16 protein-coding genes and 1 pseudogene are annotated in these 19,960 nt (G+C 42.9%); 6 read left to right on the top strand and 11 right to left on the bottom strand.

What is annotated here, in order from left to right:
* From V7K44_RS26975 to V7K44_RS26965, 3 genes are all read left to right on the top strand, one after another.
* A partial coding sequence (locus tag V7K44_RS26975) for a hypothetical protein (protein WP_334936140.1) occupies positions 1–540 on the top strand: 540 nt, incomplete at its 5' end.
* A 342-nt stretch (positions 541–882) separates the two neighbouring features.
* Positions 883–2,250 (top strand): hypothetical protein, encoded by a 1,368-nt coding sequence (locus tag V7K44_RS26970; RefSeq protein ID WP_334936138.1) that lies wholly within the window; start codon positions 883–885, stop codon positions 2,248–2,250.
* Between the two features lie 599 nt (positions 2,251–2,849).
* A complete protein-coding gene (locus V7K44_RS26965; RefSeq protein ID WP_334936136.1) occupies positions 2,850–3,047 on the top strand; it encodes a hypothetical protein in 198 nt (65 codons plus the stop codon).
* A 98-nt stretch (positions 3,048–3,145) separates the two neighbouring features.
* On the opposite strand, the gene V7K44_RS26960 is transcribed toward V7K44_RS26965, so the two are convergent.
* The 10 genes from V7K44_RS26960 to V7K44_RS26915 form a co-directional block, all read right to left on the bottom strand.
* Positions 3,146–5,011: an ABC transporter ATP-binding protein gene (locus tag V7K44_RS26960; protein WP_334936134.1), complete on the bottom strand. Its 1,866-nt coding sequence runs from the start codon at positions 5,009–5,011 to the stop codon at positions 3,146–3,148.
* Between the two features lie 88 nt (positions 5,012–5,099).
* The gene (locus V7K44_RS26955) at positions 5,100–6,098 is read right to left on the bottom strand and encodes an aldo/keto reductase (RefSeq protein ID WP_334936132.1); all 999 of its coding nucleotides are present in this window, start codon (positions 6,096–6,098) and stop codon (positions 5,100–5,102) included.
* 136 nt (positions 6,099–6,234) lie between these two features.
* Complete coding sequence (locus tag V7K44_RS26950) at positions 6,235–6,837, bottom strand: GDSL-type esterase/lipase family protein (RefSeq protein WP_334936130.1); 603 nt, start codon at positions 6,835–6,837, stop codon at positions 6,235–6,237.
* 154 nt (positions 6,838–6,991) lie between these two features.
* Positions 6,992–7,657, bottom strand: coding sequence for a dienelactone hydrolase family protein (locus tag V7K44_RS26945; protein WP_334936128.1), 666 nt, complete (start codon positions 7,655–7,657; stop codon positions 6,992–6,994).
* A gap of 100 nt (positions 7,658–7,757) precedes the next feature.
* A complete protein-coding gene (locus V7K44_RS26940; protein ID WP_334936126.1) occupies positions 7,758–9,296 on the bottom strand; it encodes an amidohydrolase family protein in 1,539 nt (512 codons plus the stop codon).
* Positions 9,297–9,539: 243 nt separating this feature from the next.
* Positions 9,540–10,904 carry an LLM class flavin-dependent oxidoreductase gene (locus V7K44_RS26935; protein ID WP_334936124.1) on the bottom strand — a complete coding sequence of 455 codons (1,365 nt, stop codon included), beginning with the start codon at positions 10,902–10,904 and terminating at the stop codon, positions 9,540–9,542.
* A 1,160-nt stretch (positions 10,905–12,064) separates the two neighbouring features.
* Positions 12,065–12,343 (bottom strand): hypothetical protein, encoded by a 279-nt coding sequence (locus V7K44_RS26930; protein ID WP_334936122.1) that lies wholly within the window; start codon positions 12,341–12,343, stop codon positions 12,065–12,067.
* Positions 12,344–12,356: 13 nt separating this feature from the next.
* Positions 12,357–12,704, bottom strand: coding sequence for an FMN-binding negative transcriptional regulator (locus V7K44_RS26925; RefSeq protein ID WP_334936120.1), 348 nt, complete (start codon positions 12,702–12,704; stop codon positions 12,357–12,359).
* A 294-nt stretch (positions 12,705–12,998) separates the two neighbouring features.
* Positions 12,999–14,588, bottom strand: coding sequence for a B12-binding domain-containing radical SAM protein (locus V7K44_RS26920; RefSeq protein WP_334936118.1), 1,590 nt, complete (start codon positions 14,586–14,588; stop codon positions 12,999–13,001).
* 800 nt (positions 14,589–15,388) lie between these two features.
* The gene (locus tag V7K44_RS26915) at positions 15,389–16,012 is read right to left on the bottom strand and encodes a 4Fe-4S single cluster domain-containing protein (RefSeq protein WP_334936116.1); all 624 of its coding nucleotides are present in this window, start codon (positions 16,010–16,012) and stop codon (positions 15,389–15,391) included.
* Between the two features lie 310 nt (positions 16,013–16,322).
* Between V7K44_RS26915 and V7K44_RS26910 the strand changes: the two are divergent.
* From V7K44_RS26910 to V7K44_RS26900, 3 genes and pseudogenes are all read left to right on the top strand, one after another.
* A pseudogene (locus V7K44_RS26910) lies at positions 16,323–16,549 on the top strand (glycosyltransferase); the annotation flags it as partial.
* 306 nt (positions 16,550–16,855) lie between these two features.
* Complete coding sequence (locus V7K44_RS26905; RefSeq protein ID WP_334936114.1) at positions 16,856–18,043, top strand: glycosyltransferase family protein; 1,188 nt, start codon at positions 16,856–16,858, stop codon at positions 18,041–18,043.
* Between the two features lie 105 nt (positions 18,044–18,148).
* Positions 18,149–18,451: a glycosyltransferase gene (locus tag V7K44_RS26900; RefSeq protein ID WP_334936142.1), complete on the top strand. Its 303-nt coding sequence runs from the start codon at positions 18,149–18,151 to the stop codon at positions 18,449–18,451.
* A 248-nt stretch (positions 18,452–18,699) separates the two neighbouring features.
* On the opposite strand, the gene V7K44_RS26895 is transcribed toward V7K44_RS26900, so the two are convergent.
* Positions 18,700–19,941 (bottom strand): peptidase, encoded by a 1,242-nt coding sequence (locus tag V7K44_RS26895; RefSeq protein WP_334936112.1) that lies wholly within the window; start codon positions 19,939–19,941, stop codon positions 18,700–18,702.
* Between the last annotated feature and the right edge of the window lie 19 nt (positions 19,942–19,960).

The raw sequence follows: 19,960 nt of genomic DNA, 5'->3' as shown, positions 1-19,960 counted from the left end.
CCATCCACAGGTGGCGGTATCCCATCCACAGGTGGCGGTATCCCATCCACAGGCGGCGGTATCCCATCCACAGGCGGCGGTATCCCATCCACAGGTGGCGGTATCCCATCCACAGGTGGCGGTATCCCATCCACAGGCGGCGGTATCCCATCCACAGGCGGCGGTATCCCATCCACAGGCGGCGGAAACCAAGGTAGTGGCTACGATCCTTTGACTGGTAGTAGCAGCCAGACCTATGGTATTAGCACAACTGAAATACCGGACGGGTTCACTTTGAGGGCTACTATTGATAAGCTAGTTAACTCAAAGCTTGACAAGGAAGTGAGTGGTGGACAAACCTCGCCATTTCCTACAGGTGGACAAACCTTGCCATTTCCTACAGGTGGACAAACCTTGCCATTTCCTACAGGTGGACAAACCTCGCCATTTCCTACTGATGGACAAACCTCGCCATTTCCTACTGATGGACAAACCTCGCCATTTCCTACAGGTGGACAAACCTCGCCATTTCCTACAAGTGGACAAAACCCCTTCGCTTAATACAATATTTGCGAAAATCAGCAGATAGATAGAAGGGAACAATGATGAGTTCTTCATTACATAGTATGCTAGTACAGCTTGGCGCAAATAAACATATTATTCGATAAACCAGAAAAGCGTGTATTATCGCTGATGTGCCTTCTGCCTTATTGTACTAGTTTGCTATTTTACGCCCGAAACTCTTCTCAGGTAAAGGTTTAGGCAATATCTTATGTTAGTTTGACGGTAAGATTATTAAAGCCCTTATTGTAGAGAAATTTTGGGTTTAGCAAATTCATAATTGGTATAAGAAGTACTGAGGAACCCATAATTTTTTAACTAAAAATAGGAGAATTAGTGCCAATGGAAGCGTCTGCTGTCAATCCCATAAATGGTGGATTTAATCCATTAAGTGCAGGTGGCGCTAGCAACCTATATAGCGGTAATTCCTTTGCTGCCAATGACAGTTTGTCTGCTGCTAAAGGCAGCCTGTTGACGGGTGGTAGCAATCTGTTATTAGGTAACGGTAACAATCCTATTCCAGGTGGCGGTATTAACCCGTTTGCAGGTGATGGTGGCAGTGGGCTTCAAAAATTAATCTTTGAGCGATTAAAGTTAGTTCTGGGTGATAACTATTTCAAGGGTATTGACAACACATTAGCAGGAGGTAGTAACCCGTTTGCAGGCAGTGGTTATCCGATCGCAGGTGGGGCTAACAACCCGTTTGCAGGCGGTAGTAATCCGATCGCAGGTGGGGCTACCAATCCGTTTGCAGGCGGTGGTAATCCGATCGTAGGTGGCGCTAACAACCCATTTGCAGGTAACAGTAATCCGATCGCAGGTGCTGGAAGTCTGCTTCAACAATCGCCTTTCGATCCGTTGAAAGAAGTCCTTGGTAACAATATACCCTTTAGTAACACTGGGAATACATCTAATTCAGGTAGCCAAACCTTCAATCAAAGCAACGCACCGATTGGGAATGGTAACAAAGACTCTGGTAGTAATAACGCGACTATTGGTAATTTTAACTCGGATAATGGCAGTAACAGTGCAACCATTGGTAATGGTAACTGGAACTTTAATAATGACAACGCAACTATTGGGAATGGCAACTGGCTATTTGGAAAGAGTAACACAACCCTTGGTAATGGCAACTGGGATTGGGACAACGGCAGTAATAATGCAACACTAGGTAATGGAAATTGGCACTTCGGCAGTGACAACGCAACCATTGGAAACGGCAATTGGGACTTTGGTAATAATAACACAATTATTGGTAATGGTAACTGGGTTTTTACCAATGGAAATGAAATTATTGGTAATGGCAATTGGTTAACAAAGACTGACAACACAACGATTGGAAACGTCAACAATATCAGCAGTTTAAATTTATCCCCACAAGGGATCAAGACTGATGTTAATAATCTGATTGACTCTCTTATAGGTAAAATAGGTCAAAATTTTCTTGGGTTCACTGGAGATTTTGATGCATCAAGTAGCCAAACCTTTAACCGCCTCATCTCTTCTAAAAGTGTTGGTAATGACACTAATATATCTAAGGATATTGAGCAACTTTTGGCATCACTCAGCCCAATTCAAGGAAATTTCATCAATTATCAGCCAGTGCAAATCCCTCAGCCTGTCCCAGAATCTGCTTCTTCAGTGTCGTTGGTAGTAATGGGAATGGTGTGTTTGTTGTTGTCACTGTTCAAAAAGCAACAACACTGTTAACGTAAATTTAATCCTTCTCAGCTGATTGCGATCGCACTTTCTGGGGGAGCATCCCACTTTTTTGTATGTCATTGCGAGCGAAACAAAGTGAAGTTAACTTACAGCAGTAATTAGCGAGAATTGATTCTGTCCGTGCCAAGCTATCCTCATGGAGATGGTTTGCGATGTCTACGACGGTCACCAATCGCACGCCTACGCACTATAGAGCAACTGATAAGTTAATTACAACGATTGCTGCAATGATTTAAACCTTTCTTATACATGAACAAGTAATTGTTGCAAAGCATGAAGCTTTTGTAGCAACTGCTTATACATTTTTTGGAAATACTTAAACCTTTCTTATACATGAAAGAGCAATTGTTGCAAAGTATGAAGCCTTTGCAGCAACTGCTTATACATTTCTTGGAAATACTTAAACCTTTCTTATACATGAAAGAGCAATTGTTGCAAACGCTTCAATTTTGGCAACTAGTTTTCAGGGTTAAGCGAGTTACAAGTGCTGATACCAAGAAAAGGGGAGACAAAGCATAGGTTTGGCTCTTTGGGGTGCAATGACTGTAGGAATCATAACTAATTTCCGAACTTGCGCGCGGAGTTTTATGAGTCCTATAGCTGTATTTGCTAAATTTGATGGGCGATCGCTTTTGCTTGATTGGTTTGGGAGAGCGATCGCAATTGGGTTTTGTGGAGGTGCGATCGCATCTGTATTTTATTTCCCTAGTGATGAAAAGGAGTCAAAAGTCAGAATTCAGGAGTCAGAATACCCCATGTCTGAAGTCAGGGGTTTCAAGCCTTGACACGCCACTACTTCAATTACATTACTTTAGTTTTGTGGACTCTTTCCCGGACAATTCTTGAATTGAATTTGCAAATAAACCTCAAGTAGGGGCAAATGTCAAGCGATCATTCCCTCTTCGATATTATCTGTGCCAGTGCGAACCTCGTCGAGATTTTCCGGTAAAAATCCACCAGCTTGCATTTTCCATAACTTGTAGTAAGCGCCGCCGAGTGCCAGCAGTTTGGTGTGAGAACCATCTTCGATAATCCGACCTTTATCGAACACCAAAATCCTATCTAGATGCACGATGGTAGATAGTCGATGAGCTACCACGATGACCGTTTTTCCATTCATGGCTAAGTCGAGGGTATCCTGGATTGCTTTTTCGGTGATTGAATCGAGGCTAGAGGTGGCTTCATCTAAAATCAGGATCGGCGCATCTTTGAGGATTACCCGCGCGATTACAATGCGCTGTCTCTGCCCTCCAGACAACTTGACACCACGTTCGCCCACCAGAGAATTATAACCATCCTGACTTTGGACGATAAAATCGTGAGCATGAGCTTTTCGTGAAGCCTCAATCACTTCTTCATCGGTTGCATCCAAGCGTCCGTAACGAATATTTTCTAGCAAAGTGCGATGGAACAGAGACGGATCTTGGGGAATTAAACTGATCTGAGCGTGTAGTGCATCCTGAGTCATATCTCGAATATCGACCCCATCAATGATAATCTGTCCAGATTGTGGGTCAAATAAACGCAGAATCAGATTGACAGAGGTGGATTTTCCAGAACCGGACAAGCCCACCAATCCGACACGCTGTCCCGCTTGGATGGTGACAGAAAGGTTGTTGAAAACTTTTTTCTCATCTGTGTAGTTGAAATTCACCCGTCGAAACTCAATCTTACCTTGGGTGATTGAGTGAGCGATCGCCTTCTCGCGATCGACCAATTCGTGGGGTTGAATGATGGTAAAAACACCATTAGCGACATTACCAACGTGTTCAAAAAATTCCAGAAAGCGGCGGCTCAAATTCCGGGCTTCACTGATGATCAACAGTGATAAACTAGTTGCTACAACAAAGTCAGCAGTAGCGATCTTCCCTTGACTCCAAAGAGAGAGCGAGTAATACAGGGTGCTAATTTTTAGAATGGCTGCTGAGATGAACTGAAACCAGCGAATTCGCTCCGAGTACCAGTTGGACTCTCTCACGTGTTTGAGTTCGCGCCTTAATTGCTCATTCAAATAGCGTCGTTCAAAACCAAAGCGAGCAAACAATCGGCTACTAGTGAGATTTGTGACTGTATCTACGATGATGCCAGTTGTCTCACTTCTGGCGGCTGCGGCTTTTCGGGAGTAAAATCGGCAGCGAGTTGCCAGCCAGAACGAAATACTGATGAAGAGAACTGCCCATATTCCCACAAGTGCAGCCAGCGGAGGATAGGCGCGATACAGTATTGACGTGGCGACGGTATACACAACGATTACTGGCATAAATTCAGTAATCATCATTTGCATCGTCTGGGTAACACCCAGAGAAGTTTCGCTAATCCGATGTGCCAATGCCCCGGAAAAACTGCTGCTTAGGTAGCGATGCGAATGGTGTTGCAAGTAGGCATATAGCGATCGCACAATGTGCTGTCGATGGATTGGATGAAGGATGGTTTGCAAGAGTCCAGCCGATCGCCCAAATACCACTTCACCCACACTCAAGCCGATGAACAGCATCAGGGGTTGCTTCATGGCATCAAAAATGGGCTTGTTGTCGCCCGTCGATCGCGTCACGCCCCGAATGATTTCACCAATAGCATAGGGCAACATAATGCCACAAGTTGCGTGTATTACCTCCAGGATGACCATTAACACATACCACCAGCGGAATTGGTTAACGAAATATAAAATGAATCTGAATGGCGTTGATGGCAAATTTGGTGCATCAGGAGCACGTTGAAAGGATTTGGATTGTCTGGCCTTTTTCGTCATAAAGGTTGATCTCGTAGCATCAAGCTGTTCTGCAAAATAAAAATGGACGGCTAGATAAACCGTCCGGTGTTGTTAAATAAAATCATCCCTAACGAAGAGAATCTCCCCTTCGGTATTCGGCGGTTATGTCGTCTAACTTTTGTTTCAAATTGTCGTCAAGTTTTAGTTCTAGTGCCTTGAGGTTGTCAGCAAGCTGTTCTGGACGGCTAGCGCCAATAATGGGGGCAGTGATAATGGGATTAGATAAAACCCAAGCTACTGCTAAGGTGGTGAGGGAAAATCCAGCCAAATCTGCGACTGTGCGTAAATCTTCGACAGTATTGAACTCGCGATCGCGCCAGTAACGATCTTGATAACGTTCTGCGGCAGCACCTAGCGTAAAACGTGTACCGGAGGTGGGGCCTTGAGTAAAATTGTGTTTACCTGTAAGTAGACCACCCGCCAAGGGATTGTAGGAAATTACACCCAGTCCTTCTTCTTTCGCCAGGGGCAATAGTTCTCGCTCAATTTCGCGGAATAACAGGTTGTAGCGGGGCTGAATTGAGACGAACTTGGTTAAATTGCGTGTCTCAGCACGACCCAAAGCGCGGGCGAGTCGGTAAGCTAAGAAGTTGGAAACTCCGATGTAGCGCACCTTGCCAGCACGAACCACTGCATCCAGCGCTTCCAGAGTTTCATCAAGGGGGGTTGAAGCATCATCGGAGTGCAATTGGTACAAATCGATATAATCGGTTCCCAAGCGTCGCAGAGAAGCATCGATCGCATCTAAAATATGTTTACGCGAAGCCCCCTGATCCCAAGGTGCAGGGCCAACTCGACCGACGCACTTGGTAGCTAAGATAAAATGTTCGCGTTTGCCTTTGAGCCAGCGCCCAACGATTTCTTCGGTGCGCCCAGCAGTAGTAAGTCCGCCGCCGAGGGGATAAACGTCGGCTGTATCTAAAAAGTTAATTCCGCCATCGGCTGCGGTGTCGAGGATTTGCCTGGAAGTTTCTTCATCAGTCTGCAATCCAAAGGTCATAGTGCCGAGACAGAGGCGCGAAACGGTCAATCCAGTTTTACCGAGATTAGTAGTTGGTAAGGTCATAAAGATGTTGTTAATTGAAAAAGTGTGGAAATTTTTAAATAGAATGCGACGTGCGCTTCGCTAACGCAAAACTAAAACCCTATGCGATATATCAACTCAGCCATAATTAGCCAATAAGATAACGATGTCGGTATTTTCAAGGTGTGAACCAATTTAACCAACCTTCCCAGTTTTGGACGATCGCAGCAAATTCGGCGTAACCATCAGCTTTTGGGTGAGCGCCATCATTAGCTTTTGCTTCTGCTAGCCAGATTGGTGACTTCACCAAACTAGAAAACACATCAAGATATGGAACATCTAGTTCATTACAAACCAACGCGAATTCCTGTGACAGATTTGCAAGAATTTGATTATCACCACAGGGTGGCGGACTAACCATCAAGATTGGATAGAGTTGCTTTGCTTGGCTTAAGATATTGCGAGCATTTGCGATCGACTCTGAAAGTTCGATTCCTTGCTGTTTACCCGCCCATGCTGAATCGTTTGCCCCAAAAGAAAACACTACTCGACCATCGAATTCTTTGGGGAGACGATAAGAGACTTCGGAGTACCAACGTTGTTTGAGATACCGACTCGTCTCTGCCCGCACCCCCAAGTTGTAATGGGTGATAGCGTATCCTCTTGACTCAGCATTGCGGCACACTCTACCTGTCCAACCCAGAAATTCTGGATCGCCTGTGCCATTGACAAAGGATTCACCAATAAAACAAATTCTGATTTCTTTGCGAGAATCTGACATAAGTCAACTGGATTTTGCCGAAAAAGTTCGGTTTAGAATTGAGAAGAAGCATTATGTTCATGATTCTAGAAGATATTAATATATTGTTATGTTAGGTAGGCAGAACGCTGCCTACCTTAGAGAATATTGCAAGTTAGTTTTTGAACATTTCACCTCAAGCAACTACAGAAATTTCACGCCGATTCTGGGAAATTAGCCACTGTTGTAACTTCGGATCGCCGTATACTTCATCTGCAATAAAATGATCGCCTTCCGGTAGTACTGTGAAATCGACTTTCCCCCCGACTTTGCGTAAGCGCTCAACAAAATTCTCTGTATCCTCAATCGGCAGATTTTTGTCCTGTCCACCTTGGAATATCTGAACGGGAATGTTTTTGAGTGCAGCTAGTTCGCTTTCTGCTAATGTTTTGGGTACACGTCCAGACACAGGTACTAAACCTGCGAAGCGATCGGGATGTAAAGCAGCGATATGCCAGATACCCGCCGAGCCTAAGCTGAACCCAGCCAATATCACCCGCGCTGGATCGACGGGTTGGGAAGCGATTAGTTCATCAAGCAAAGCAAGCACATCATCTGCTCGATCTGCCCAAGTCTGTTCAGCCGGAATCTGGGGTGCAGCGAAGACATAAGGTAAGGAGTTAGATGAATCTACAAAACGAGGTAAACCCCATTTTAGTAGTACATTCAAATCTGTGCCGCGATCGCGTCCTCCATGCAGAAAAATTACTAAGGGTGCAGGTTGCTTGGCATTGTCAGAAACAGGCGAGAAAAGATAAGGCAAGGAACCATTGTTAGTGTCGTGACGTTGTTCGACAGGCATTGTTGTGACTCCTAATTTCATTTGGGGATTGGACAATTAAATTTTAGATTTTGGATTTTGGATTGGAATTGAATCTAAAATCCAAAATCTAAAATTCCTATTACGCCACCACTAGGCTCTTGTCCACTTGTTTAAATTCGGTGTTACCTACCTTGGATTCGATCGCTGTACCCTTGAAGAAATCAGGGTTAGCTTGGGTGTAAAACTTGTAGGGATTAGCGAATACATAGGACTTAAAGTCGGCTTCGGAAATAACGCCTTCTTGAACTAGATCCCAGCTTTCAGCCAAGGGGGAAGTTAAGTCTGGCACATCCCAGTGACCAACATCTGAGGAATAGATGGCGTTGATCTTGACTCCCAAGGGATTGGCTTTGTCGTTGAATGCTGTAGCGATCGTGCGATCGTCTGACTCGGAACCAAAGAAGAAACTGTTCACCCAGCGATCGCGGATGTCTTCAATTGTTTCAATACCTGCGGCTGCAAAATCATCCAATTCGCTGCCAATGGGCGCACGGCTATGACGGCTGAATGAAGCTCCCAATACAGTCTTGGTCAATTCGTCCTTATCGAGGGAATGCCCTTGAGTAACTTCTGCACCGTAGCGCTCAAATATCTCAAACAACTCATCGGCATTTGTCAATGCTGGATTGTAGTTTTCCAGTGCCTTGATATTGCGCTTCAAGAACCGATCCACCAAATGGATGTAGACACGCGCACCCCAATCTGACCCACCTTCCAGCATCGCTACGCGCAACTGCGGAAAACGCTTGGTAACACCGCCGAAGAACAGCGCTTTCGCAAATGCTTCCGAACCATCGGCGAAGTGACCGATATGGTTATTCATATAGTTACTGATGGAGGAGCGTCCAGTCCAACCCTGACTGCCGTAATGGGTGGTGACGGGTACGCCAAGTTCCACGACCTTTGCCCAGAAGGAATCGTAGTCGTATTCACTATCTAGTCCGTAGAAGTCGATATAAGAAGCATACTTGGCGATTTCGGGGAATTTATCGGCTGGATATTTTTCAGCGATCGCTTTGATTGGCCGTTTCACACCGCCAGTAATATTAATCACCTTTAAACCCAGTGTTTTCACAGCAAACTCTAGCTCCTCAATGCCTTCTTGGGGAGTAGTTAATGGGATACCAGCAACCGGTGTCAAGCGATCGCTATATTTCTGGTAAATATCAGCATGATAGTGATTGACTGCACGTTGTAATGCTTGACGATTCTCTGGGCTAGCTCCAGCCGGTGCTAAAACATTGTTGGGAAACAGCACTGAATAGTCCGATCCTTGCTCCGCCTGACGCTCATAGAGGAGTCCGGGAAGGGTGTAAGTAGCGAGATCCAATGTGTTTTTGGTAACTCTAGCCCACCAAGGCGATCGGATTGTGCGGTTATATTGACGTTCTTCAGGAGTTTGTTGATACCAGTCTTTACCGTTGCTCTTGGAGTTAAGGCGTGAGGCTTCCGTCTTACGTAACTCATCTACAAGTTTCACACCGCCGTACTTAGCGATGTAATCCTCAAAAGCTGGCGTGAAATCATTAGTATGAACGTCAGTGTCAATTACCGGATAATCAAGGGTTGCTCTGATTGCAGCAGAGCGTGAGGTCTTCAATCGGCTATATTCAGTCATGTTTTTTTCCTTGCCTACGGCACAAAAATTACAGAGTTTTTCAGCATCCAATGCTGCTATTGACAAATACATTTCTTGTAAAGACGGCGATTTATCGCGTCTCTCCACAATCGCGTCTCTCTACAATTTTCCGTAAGGCGGCGATCTACAGAAAGTACGCTTTAAAAGGTATGACATAAGCATCCGTGAAAAATTCATTTACGCTACAGCACTTATAAGCACAGTGCAGATATGAAAAGTCATTTACGCCAACACCAATCTTTCATCTAATTGTTTAGCGGCAAAACGATTGGCCGGACGACGCAATCCCAGGTTTTCACGCAAAGTACTGCCTTCATATTCAGTACGGAACAGTCCCCGTTTCTGGAGAACGGGAACGACTAGGTTAACGAATTCATCTAATCCTGTGGGAAGGATTGGCGGCATGATATTAAAGCCATCGGCTGCACCGTTATTGAACCATTCTTCTAGCTGGTCGGCAATGGTTTCGGGAGTACCAAGTATGGTGCGATGACCTCGTGCAGTAGCAAGAGAGAGATACAACTGACGCAGCGTAAGACTGCCACGAGTAGCTAAATCTTTGACTAGTTTGAGACGACTTTTGTTAGTGTTGGTGTCGCTGGGTAGTTCTGGAGCTACATCATCTAAAGAATATTTCGACAAATCCACACCCTTGTAATAGTTCTTTAAAATCCCCCAGGCGACATCGGGATGGATTAACGATTGCAAGAATTCGTATTTTTCTTGAGCTTCTGATTCGGTACGGCCAATGATTGGGAAAGCACCAGGCATAATTTTTAGATCGTCTGGCGATCGCCCATATTGTGATAGCCTACCTTTGATATCAGCATAAAATTCCTGGGCATCAGCTAGGGTTTGATTGGCGGTAAAAATCACCTCAGCAGTGCGTGCAGCTAAGTCCCGTCCCGATTCCGAGGCTCCAGCCTGAACAATCACCGGATAACCTTGAGGCGGACGACCAACGTTTAAAGGGCCTTTGACAGAAAAATATTTGCCCTTGTGGTTCAATGTATGCAGTTTATCCGGGTTGAAATAGACCCCAGACTCTTTGTCACGGATGAAAGCATCGTCTTCCCAACTATCCCATAGACCTTTCACCACTTCCACAAACTCTTCAGCTCGTTCATAACGCTGGCTGTGTTCTGGGTGATGCTCAAGTCCGAAGTTACGTGCAGCATTCTCATTGCCTGTTGTGACTACATTCCACCCGGCCCGGCCTTTACTCAAATAGTCCAACGAGGCAAACTTACGTGCCAGGGTATAGGGTTCTTCATAAGTGGTCGAAGCGGTGGAAATAAAGCCGATGTTTTGGGTTACAGAGGATAAGGCCGAGAAGAGGGTGACAGGCTCAAAATGGGCAATTTTACCATTGCGATGCTGAGTTTCTGGAGCGCCGCCCCAGACTCCTGGACTATCTGCCAAGAAAACTGCATCGAATAACCCACGTTCGGCAGTTTGGGTAATTTCCTTGTAATGCTCGAAATTCAGTCCCGCATCTGCTTGTGAATCGGGGTGTCGCCAAGCAGAGACATGGTGTCCGGTAGCTTGAATGAATGCACCTAAACGAATTTTGCGTGTTGTACTCATGCTTTTTTCTTTTCTTAAAATTACCTTATTAGTAGCTCTATGGTTGGTATCGCTGATTTGTTGTATATAGCTGAATCGGCACGAAGAAAAAGTGAAACCTCGCCTTTGCCAGAGTGTAGGATGTTGGTGTAGTGCTAAGAGACATTGCATTTGAGAGTGTGAAACCTAGCTCTACTCTTCTTAATTCCCTACACCCCAAAAGCAGTTATCTCAAGGGTTAGCACTTTTATTCGTGCCATTGGTATATGGCGAATGGCACTAAGAAAAGATACAGCCCTTGCTCTGACTGGTTCCCTGCCTCCAGGCTGGGAACCCATTCTGGGAGGCTCCGCCTCCAGTAGCTTGACAAAAGGCAGAAGCCCACTTTAAATATATTCCCAGCCTCCAGGCTGAGAACAAGACGACACAAGCCTTTAGGCTTTTCTTCGTGCCATTATATGGCTACGTCAGTACTGAATGTAATCATGGAATGCTCTTTAGGAACTAAGCTTACCGTTCAGTTACAAAAAACAGGGTGTAGGTTTAAAAATAAAAAACTAAAGTTTATGAGTTTAAAGCTCATTTAAGAAAAAAATGTGTTTCCAGACGCGCAGCGCGAGAAATACAGCGTCATTGTTTCAATCTCACGTTTTTAAACGTGGGTTCCCGAACCTGCAACCCTATCCCCTACACCCTCTGAACTAATAATTGCTCAAAAATCAAATAACCGAATTGTAAGCAAGTTTAATAGCACAGCAGAATTAGGAATTCTGCTGCTTGGTGCTCGAATTACCATAAATTTATCTAGTAATTTTACCCAGCAGATATGAGCCTATACGATAAATACAAAAAAAGATGTGCTGATAATCACAATCTCATGAAATACTAATTATTAGTTTTACAAATATTAAGTATCGCGAACTATTTGTTTGCGGAGTATATAGTTATGTATGATGCCCAAAGCTTGTTAGATAATACTCTAGGTTCGCTTCACTCTCCCCACGACTAGAAAATGAGGGTTTTCACTCTGGCAATTGTTCACCCTACTCAGTGCTGAGTAGTCAGTGCCTCAGCAAGCGAGTAAATTAAGAATTACTCAGTATTTATGTACTTGGTAGAAGCCCTGCCCCTTGTGGGCGGTCTTTCAACTTAGCACTGGCTAAACGCCCCGCTAACAGCACTCAGCACTCTTCATTAGTTTCAAGATTCTGTTTCATAGCAGCACCGATGGCATGAACAGTTGGCTCTGTACTTTGTAGTAACGTGTGTGCAACATTACTCTGGTCAAAATGACTGCGATTTTGGCTAAGTTTGTATTTCCCTTCCAGTCGCGTGATCGTCATCTCAAAACCAATAATGCCGTTCATCATTCCTTCACGAAAGTTATCGGATAAGCTATGCCATTGAGATTTATACTCAGAGCTATATGTGTCAATCATCTCCTCAATCATCTTATCCATCAATTCCGGCGAATCACCAAGGGTAATAAATAACTTGAGGCACACCAGATGCGTGTACAGCGATGTAGTTCCACGTCGGCACATTCTCTTGCTTCTCATACAAAGATGGCGAGATATAAGCATGGGGCCCTGTGAAGACAGCAAGTGCCTCGCCTACCCCAAACACCTGCCATTGAGGATTTGGTTTGGCAAGATGACCCGATAGCTTAACCACATTATTTTGCACTGTGACAACCAAGGGAATATGTGAGGCAACAGGAACATCATTAAGAATAGACACCAATGTGGCAAAACTGTTCGCCCGCATGAAGGCAACAAGTTTCTCAATGTCATCTTCTCGAAAAGCATTGGGGATGTACATGATGCTTTAACCTCACTCTCATTCCTCTGGATATGATAACGAGAGGTGTCATAGTTTGATCGTTCAATCCACACCAAGAGATAATAGACCTCTTGCATAAATCAAAAATAAGAAAGAACCCCACCCCGCCAAAGCTACGCTTTGTCTCCCCTCCCGAAGAGCGAGGAAGGGTTGGGGGTGGCGTGTTAGGGACTTTTGCAAGAGGTCTAAAGACTATCTCTTGGTGTGATTGGGAAAGCGCATCTGTTGTTGAAAGAAGCATTTAATGGAAGTCTGAAACCCTTACTCTAAATGCTATGAGTATACTTCCATCACTTCTGCTTCCGGTTTTACCCTAGCTTCTGCTTCCAGAAATTCAGCCACTTGCGCCTCAATTTCATCCCGAACAATTTGGCGATATTCCAAGAAATGCTCAATTTGGGCACAAACAGCTAAATAGCTACTCACCCCACCCGGATTATGCCGATACATACTCCAAAAGTTGCGCCAGAATTGCCAGCGTGTCTGACGACGTACACCTTGACGCCAGCAAATAATCAGAAACGCTCGGAGTACTTTCCAGTTCAATGGTTTCTTGGCAGCTTTCCCCTTTTTCGGGTAGGTTGCTTCGCCCAAAAGCCGGAAGTGTTTGTATGTACGCTCCAAAAATCGCTCTGGCTCATACAAATCACAGAACGCCTGCACATATTCACGAGCGATATCTTCTAAAGGTCGAGTTGGGACAAAGTTCATCAACGTGGTTTGGTTGATGTTGGCAGATTTATTACGGAGTCGTCCTTCCTTTTCTAATCTATGCCAGAGGGCTGTATCTGGAAGCGCTTGCAGCATACTAAATAAGGCTGTGGGAATTGCTGTTTGCTCGACAAACTTGACAATTCGGGCGCCGGCTCCTACTTTCTCGCCATCAAACCCAATAATAAAGCCTGCCATGACTCGCAGCCCGGAGCGGGTAATTTTATTCACCGCCTCGCTGAGTGAGTCTCTGGTATTCTGGTATTTCTGCGTGAAAGTGAGACTTTCTTCATCGGGGGTTTCAATTCCCAGAAAAACGGCTCCAAAATTACACGCTACCATCAAATCCATCAGTTCTTGATCTTGGGCTAAATCAACTGAAGCCTCTGTGGCAAAGGAAAAGGGATAGTTATGTTCTACCATCCAGGGCAGAAGAGATTTCAAAAATAATTTCACATTCCGCTTATTACCGATGAAGTTGTCATCTACCATAAAAATACTGCGCCGCCAACCCAGTTTGTAGAGATAATCAAGTTCTGCTAAGAGTTGCTCTGGGTTTTTGGTGCGGGGTTTGCGACCGTATAGCACAATAATGTCACAAAATTCACATTGAAAAGGACATCCACGGGAAAATTGCACTGACATCTCTGCATAAGCTTCAAACTCTAGCAAATCAAAGCGAGGAGTTGGAGTGTTGGTGACATCTGGTTTTTCACCGCCAGAGCGAAAGATGCCTGTGCGATCGCCACGTGCGATCGCTGCTACAAATAAGGGTAGGGTAATTTCCCCTTCGTCTAATATCAAATAATCTGCTCCGGCGGATGTCATTTCATTCGGTAGCGCTGTCGGGAAGGGCCCACCCACAGCGACTAGTTTACCTCTCTGTTTTGCTTCTAATATCTGAGAGAGCAAATCCTCTTTTTGCACAATCATCGCCGACATAATAACCAAATCTGCCCAAGCCCATTCTGCTTCTGTACAGACGCGAACATTTCGATCTACTAACTTGAAATTCCATTCTTGCGGTAAAATTGCCGCTACAGTTACCAAGCCTAAAGGCGGTAGCATTGCTTTACGATCTAATAAAGCGAGTGTTTTTTCAAAAGACCAAAAACTTTTTGGAAAACGGGGGTATAGAAGTAAAACGTTCATATTTGATGTTTATAAACCTTGATTTTTGCTGCTGATTGAGTTCACGTCAAACTAAACCAGTCGTGATGACACATTAGAGAAGCTTCTGTATCCAGTAGCTGTAATCTCTACTATGACTGATTTAGACAAAGCAATATCTTGTGAGAGCGATTATTACTGTTTTCAGACCAGAGAGTAGCTGAAAATTCCTCATAGGTGTTACCAATAACTTTTAACGCAAGGTATTGGTTTATAAGCCAATACCTTGCGTTAAGATTTTTTGATGAAAATTTAGATCGTAAAGACGCAATGAATCGCGTCTCTTGCATTAACCTGTTCTTTTTGTGACTTGGCAAATTGGCAACTCTAAGAAAATTAACTGTGTTATTTTCAATACTATACAAGGTGTATTTGCACTTTCAAGCTATTTAGACGGGCTGCAACCCGTCTTTTTTATAGTAAATCAAAGGGTTTAAGACCCCATCGCCCTTGGCGTCTCCCCTTCTCCCAAAGGGAGAGGCTAGCGCCAAGGGAGAAGACCGCACTCCTCTTCTCTGCGAGACGCTACGCGAACGTCTGAAAATGTTTTGAATTTTGAATTTTGAATTTTGAATTGTTAACCCTGGATCATTTTAAAATCTAGTTTCTGGGTAGAACTGAAAATGCTCTTTCATTGCGACTCTGCCGCTAATTCAGGAGGCAGCAAGCAGCAGCCCATTAATCGGCATTTCCACTCAGAGACTCTTGACAAAACAATCTCTAAAAGCTAGTTCTAGACTGGCTTTTACCTTAAGTTGACACGCATGATTATACCTGTACCCTTATGTTAGTTCCAGTCCACCTTGATAGCCAGTGACAATGCGGCCACCATCCTTGAGAATGTGGATTTCTATCTGGTCACTAGCCCAAGTAATCTGGTCTTGGAAAGCTGGATTTAACACCCGAACCCGTTGATTGCTAGAAGAAACTGGAGAATTTGGAGAATTAATTGCCAGAGATTGTACAAAAGGCCCGTCAATCAAAATATCGAGTTGTTCTAACAATGCTTGGGAACCTGGCGGTGCAGATTGGGATTGTAGCTGCTTAAGAGTAAACCCAGTAAAAGACATTACATTTAAACCAGCAGCTTTTACCTTCCGGGCTAAAGATGCCAGTGCAGCCGCTTGCCAAAACGGTTCTCCACCAGAGAATGTTACACCCGTGTTGCGGGGATTGCTGAGAATATTTTCGGCAAGAGCATCAACAGCAATTAATTGGTTAGCCTCAAAAGACCAAGAATTAGTATTAAAGCAGCCAGGACACTCACGCAGACAACCTTGTACCCAGATGACTGCACGACAACCAGGGCCATTAACTTCTGACTGATCGACGTAACCCATAATATTGAGATAGCCTGGGGGAATTTCCATGAGTGCTAGCGATGGGTCAGTTGGCTTAATTTCCATCTCTTTAACTCCTTTTAGTCGTTAACTGTTAAATATAGCGAATCTCCAGTTAGATAACCGTGACAATGGTTATATAACTGGAGATTTAATTAATGATTAATCTCTCAAAAATTTTGGGGGTTTGGAAAAGTCTGCTTTAACTTACTAGACTGAATTTTTTAGGATTTTTGTCAAATTTATTACACAATTGCTACAAAAATAAATGATGAGAAAATTCTTATCAAAGTTTCATAAAAGATTCATGTAACCTTGGGAAGCTACTTAAGTTAGTATGGCATCCATTCACTGAATAACTTAGGGACATTTAACCATGAGACTGATGGTATATTCCCACGATGGCTTCGGTCTTGGTAATATTCGCAGAATGCTGGCAATCTGCATTCACTTACTTGATTCGATTTCAGGACTTTCTATTTTAGTTGTTTCTGGTTCGCCGATCTGCACAGCTTTCGGATTCCGAAAAGACTCGATTATATTAAATTACCCTGCTTAAATCGAGATTTATTAGGTGAGATATCTGTCAAGTCTCTGGAGACATAAATTAATGAAACAGTGAAATTACGCTCAGAGTTAATTTTATCTGCGATCGCTGTTACAACAACTCCAAACTCCGCAGATTTCTCAAACAGCAATTAATCTCAATGGTTTACCCAAAATTAGCCAATACATCTCTACCTTACTAGCAAAAAAAAGAGCGTGATTCCATTTTGCTACAACCCATCTGACAATTACTGAAATTGGCGATGATTGCCAAAATTGTTTAAGTAAAAAGTCAGAAAAGTATTTATTTCATCTTCTTTTTGCCTTATTCCAACCATCCAAACTGACAGAGGTGAAACTTTCATGAAACGTATTATGTTTTACTGCCAACATATTTTAGGTATGGGGCATCTGGTTCGCAGCCGGGAAATTGTGCGAGGTTTAACCAAAGACTTCCAAGTTTGTTTTATTAATGGTGGTGAAATAATTCAAGGATTTGAAATTCCTGCTGGTGTGGAAGTTATCAATCTACCTGCAATTAAAACTGACCCAGAATTTGCTGAACTACAAGTAGTAGATGATGCCTTTAGCCTTAGCGAAGCCAAAGAAATTAGAAAAAATCGACTTCTGGAAATCTTTCAGCAATTCCAGCCTGATATTTTGATTATTGAGTTATTTCCTTTTGGGAGAAGACACTTTTCTTTTGAATTAATTCCATTATTAGAATTGGCAAAGTCAAAGAAAGGGTCAACTAAAATAGTTTCTAGCTTGCGAGATATTGTAGCTGTTAAACCGGAAAAACAAGTAAAACACGAAGAAAAAGTATGTAAATTAATCAAAAAATATTTCGATATGCTGTTAGTTCACAGCGATCCAGAATTAGTCCCACTAGAAGCAACCTTTTCTAGAGTCAATGACCTCAAATGTCAAGTATATTACACCGGATATGTCGTGCAAGAGCCACCAACAAATCCTATTTTAACCGCTCAAGATCGGGAAATTATTAAATCAGACAAACCCCTGATTTTAGCCAGTGTAGGAGGTGGGAGATTTGGTCATGAGTTGCTTGAATGTGTAGTTAATACAGCCCCTTTTTTAGAGAAATTATTGCCACATCATATTCAGGTTTTTACTGGCCCATTCATCCCAAATTCAAAATTTAAAGAACTGCAACAAATGGCAAAGTTTAGTAAAAACATCTATATTCGACGCTACACTCCTTACTTACTAAATTACATGAAAAAAGCAGAGCTTTCGATCAATATGTCTGGCTATAACACCACAATGAATATTTTAACCACAGGTGTACGAGCGATGATTCTTCCCTTTACAGGTAATCAGGATCGAGAACAAACAATTAGAGCCGAAAAGTTAAGCGATTTAGGAGTTATTAAATTTATAAATCATAATTATTTACAACCTGATTATCTGGCAATTAATATTATTAATTACCTCAAGGAGCAGCCTAATAAAATTAGCTTTGATTCTGGAGGAGTTAAAAAAACTGCAAACATCTTAAAAGCTTTAGTAGGCAAGCAAAAATTTGTCTAGCTTGAGAAAGGTAGTAGGGTATATTGATTTTTTATCTAAAATACAAAAAAGAATAGTAGATAAAATCGCAGAAAATCCAATCATGGATAAAACTGTCCGAATACGCTGTTGGAAGCAATGTTGGCGAGTCGAGCAATAATTAACACTCGTGTAGATGCGATCGCAGAAATCATAGAAGATGGTGTAGACGGCTTACTTATCAACCCCGGCAGTACAGAAGAATTAATTGCTGCAATCCGATATTTGGCAACACAACCAGAACTGCGGCAAAAGTTGGGTGCATCAGCTAGAACAAAAGTAACTCAACAGCTTACCCCATCAATAGAATATCAAAACTGGATGAATGTTTACCAACGAGTCTTAGGGATATCTGATGCAGGTTTGTTAGGCGAAATATATCTCGTGTAGTCCCTTCCTAACAATGACCTGCACCTTTGTTGCATTGACTTGTACCTTTATTGCATCGACCTATACCTTTATTGCATCCACTTATGTAGAGACGCAATTTATCGCGTCTTTAAAGACCAATTATCTACACTAATAACCCTTAAATGAACTTTGTACAAGGGCATCGAGACTATTACGGTAAATAAAAAAACATTCCAGGCTATATCCTACTCATAGCAATAGTCTCGATACCAGAATCCGTAATTACTTCAGAAAATAGTCAATCTATATTTACCGCGTTCCTGTGGATTTTTGGAAGTAATAACTATATAGTATGTATCATCTTCAGGCAACCTCGCTCGGTCAATTAAAGCACTGTAGACACCACTTTTGTCTTTGTCTTTATCGATTGCGATCGCCTGTCCTTTAGAATTTAGCAAAGCTACATAAGGAGAAAACTCTTCATCAACACTATCTACACGAATACTTATCAGCTGATTTTTTTTACCTTGAAAATTAGAAACATTGTAAGCGCCTCCATTTTGTTTCAAGGTTGAGCTTTTGGCAGTTAGTTGGTCTGACTCATCTAAAGTATAGCTAGCTCTATCATTCCTCAGAGCCAAACTATAGCGACCTGTATCTCCAGGATCTTGACTAGTAACAGCAATCTTGTAAATGCCATTCTTAGGCAGTCGCGCAAAAATAAATGCATCATCGCCACCACTGCTTTTATCCAAAGCGCCTTTTTTGACAATAATATTGTTATCAGGATCGTGCAGAAACAACAAGGGTTTTAAACTCAAGTTATTCGATCTACGTGTATCATTACTGCCAATCAGTCTAATTTGAACTAATTGATTTTCTCTACCCTCAAACTCATAGAAATGAAAATATCTACCTTCAGATTGAAAGTCACTCTTACTTAAAATCCCTAATGCAACATCTACAAAGTTAATCTCTTTGTAAGTTTGTGTTACAGGTGAAGAAATCGCTGAATTATCGAGATTTTGGTTCCCAGTTGTAGCTACATTAGAACTTGGCTTGCGAACTCTCCCGGAGCCACCATTAGAACGATTGGCGTTTGAATTTGCAGTTCTAGTTCCAGAGGATCTAGATGCACCACCACCATTAGAACGATTAGAATTTGAGTTATAAGTCCTACGTCTAGACGATCTAGAAGTAGAGCTATTATCTGAAACACTGGAAGTTCGTCGCTGAGAATTTTCTCTATTAGACGATGCACGAGGAGTCTGCTGTATTGGTGACTCAATAGAAATCTTCCGTCTTGGAGATATTGATGCCTGAGAAGCAGGAATTTGCTCAATTCCTTTTTTGACTGCTTCTGGTTGTCTCTCATCTGGTGATTTAGCAATTATGAATTCTTGAGAACTGTGAGATTTCACCAAAGCACTTATAGGCAGCACATTACTTGTGATTAACAAACTACTACTCACGCAACCAATTAAAACATTACTCAATTTGCGACGATAGTTTTTGTTGTCTAATAGCATAATTACGCTCCTAATTTTG

Source organism: Nostoc sp. (assembly GCF_036917235.1).
In the GTDB taxonomy this organism is placed as follows: Bacteria; Cyanobacteriota; Cyanobacteriia; order Cyanobacteriales; family Nostocaceae; genus Nostoc.
This window is presented reverse-complemented; position numbering and strand designations above follow the sequence as displayed.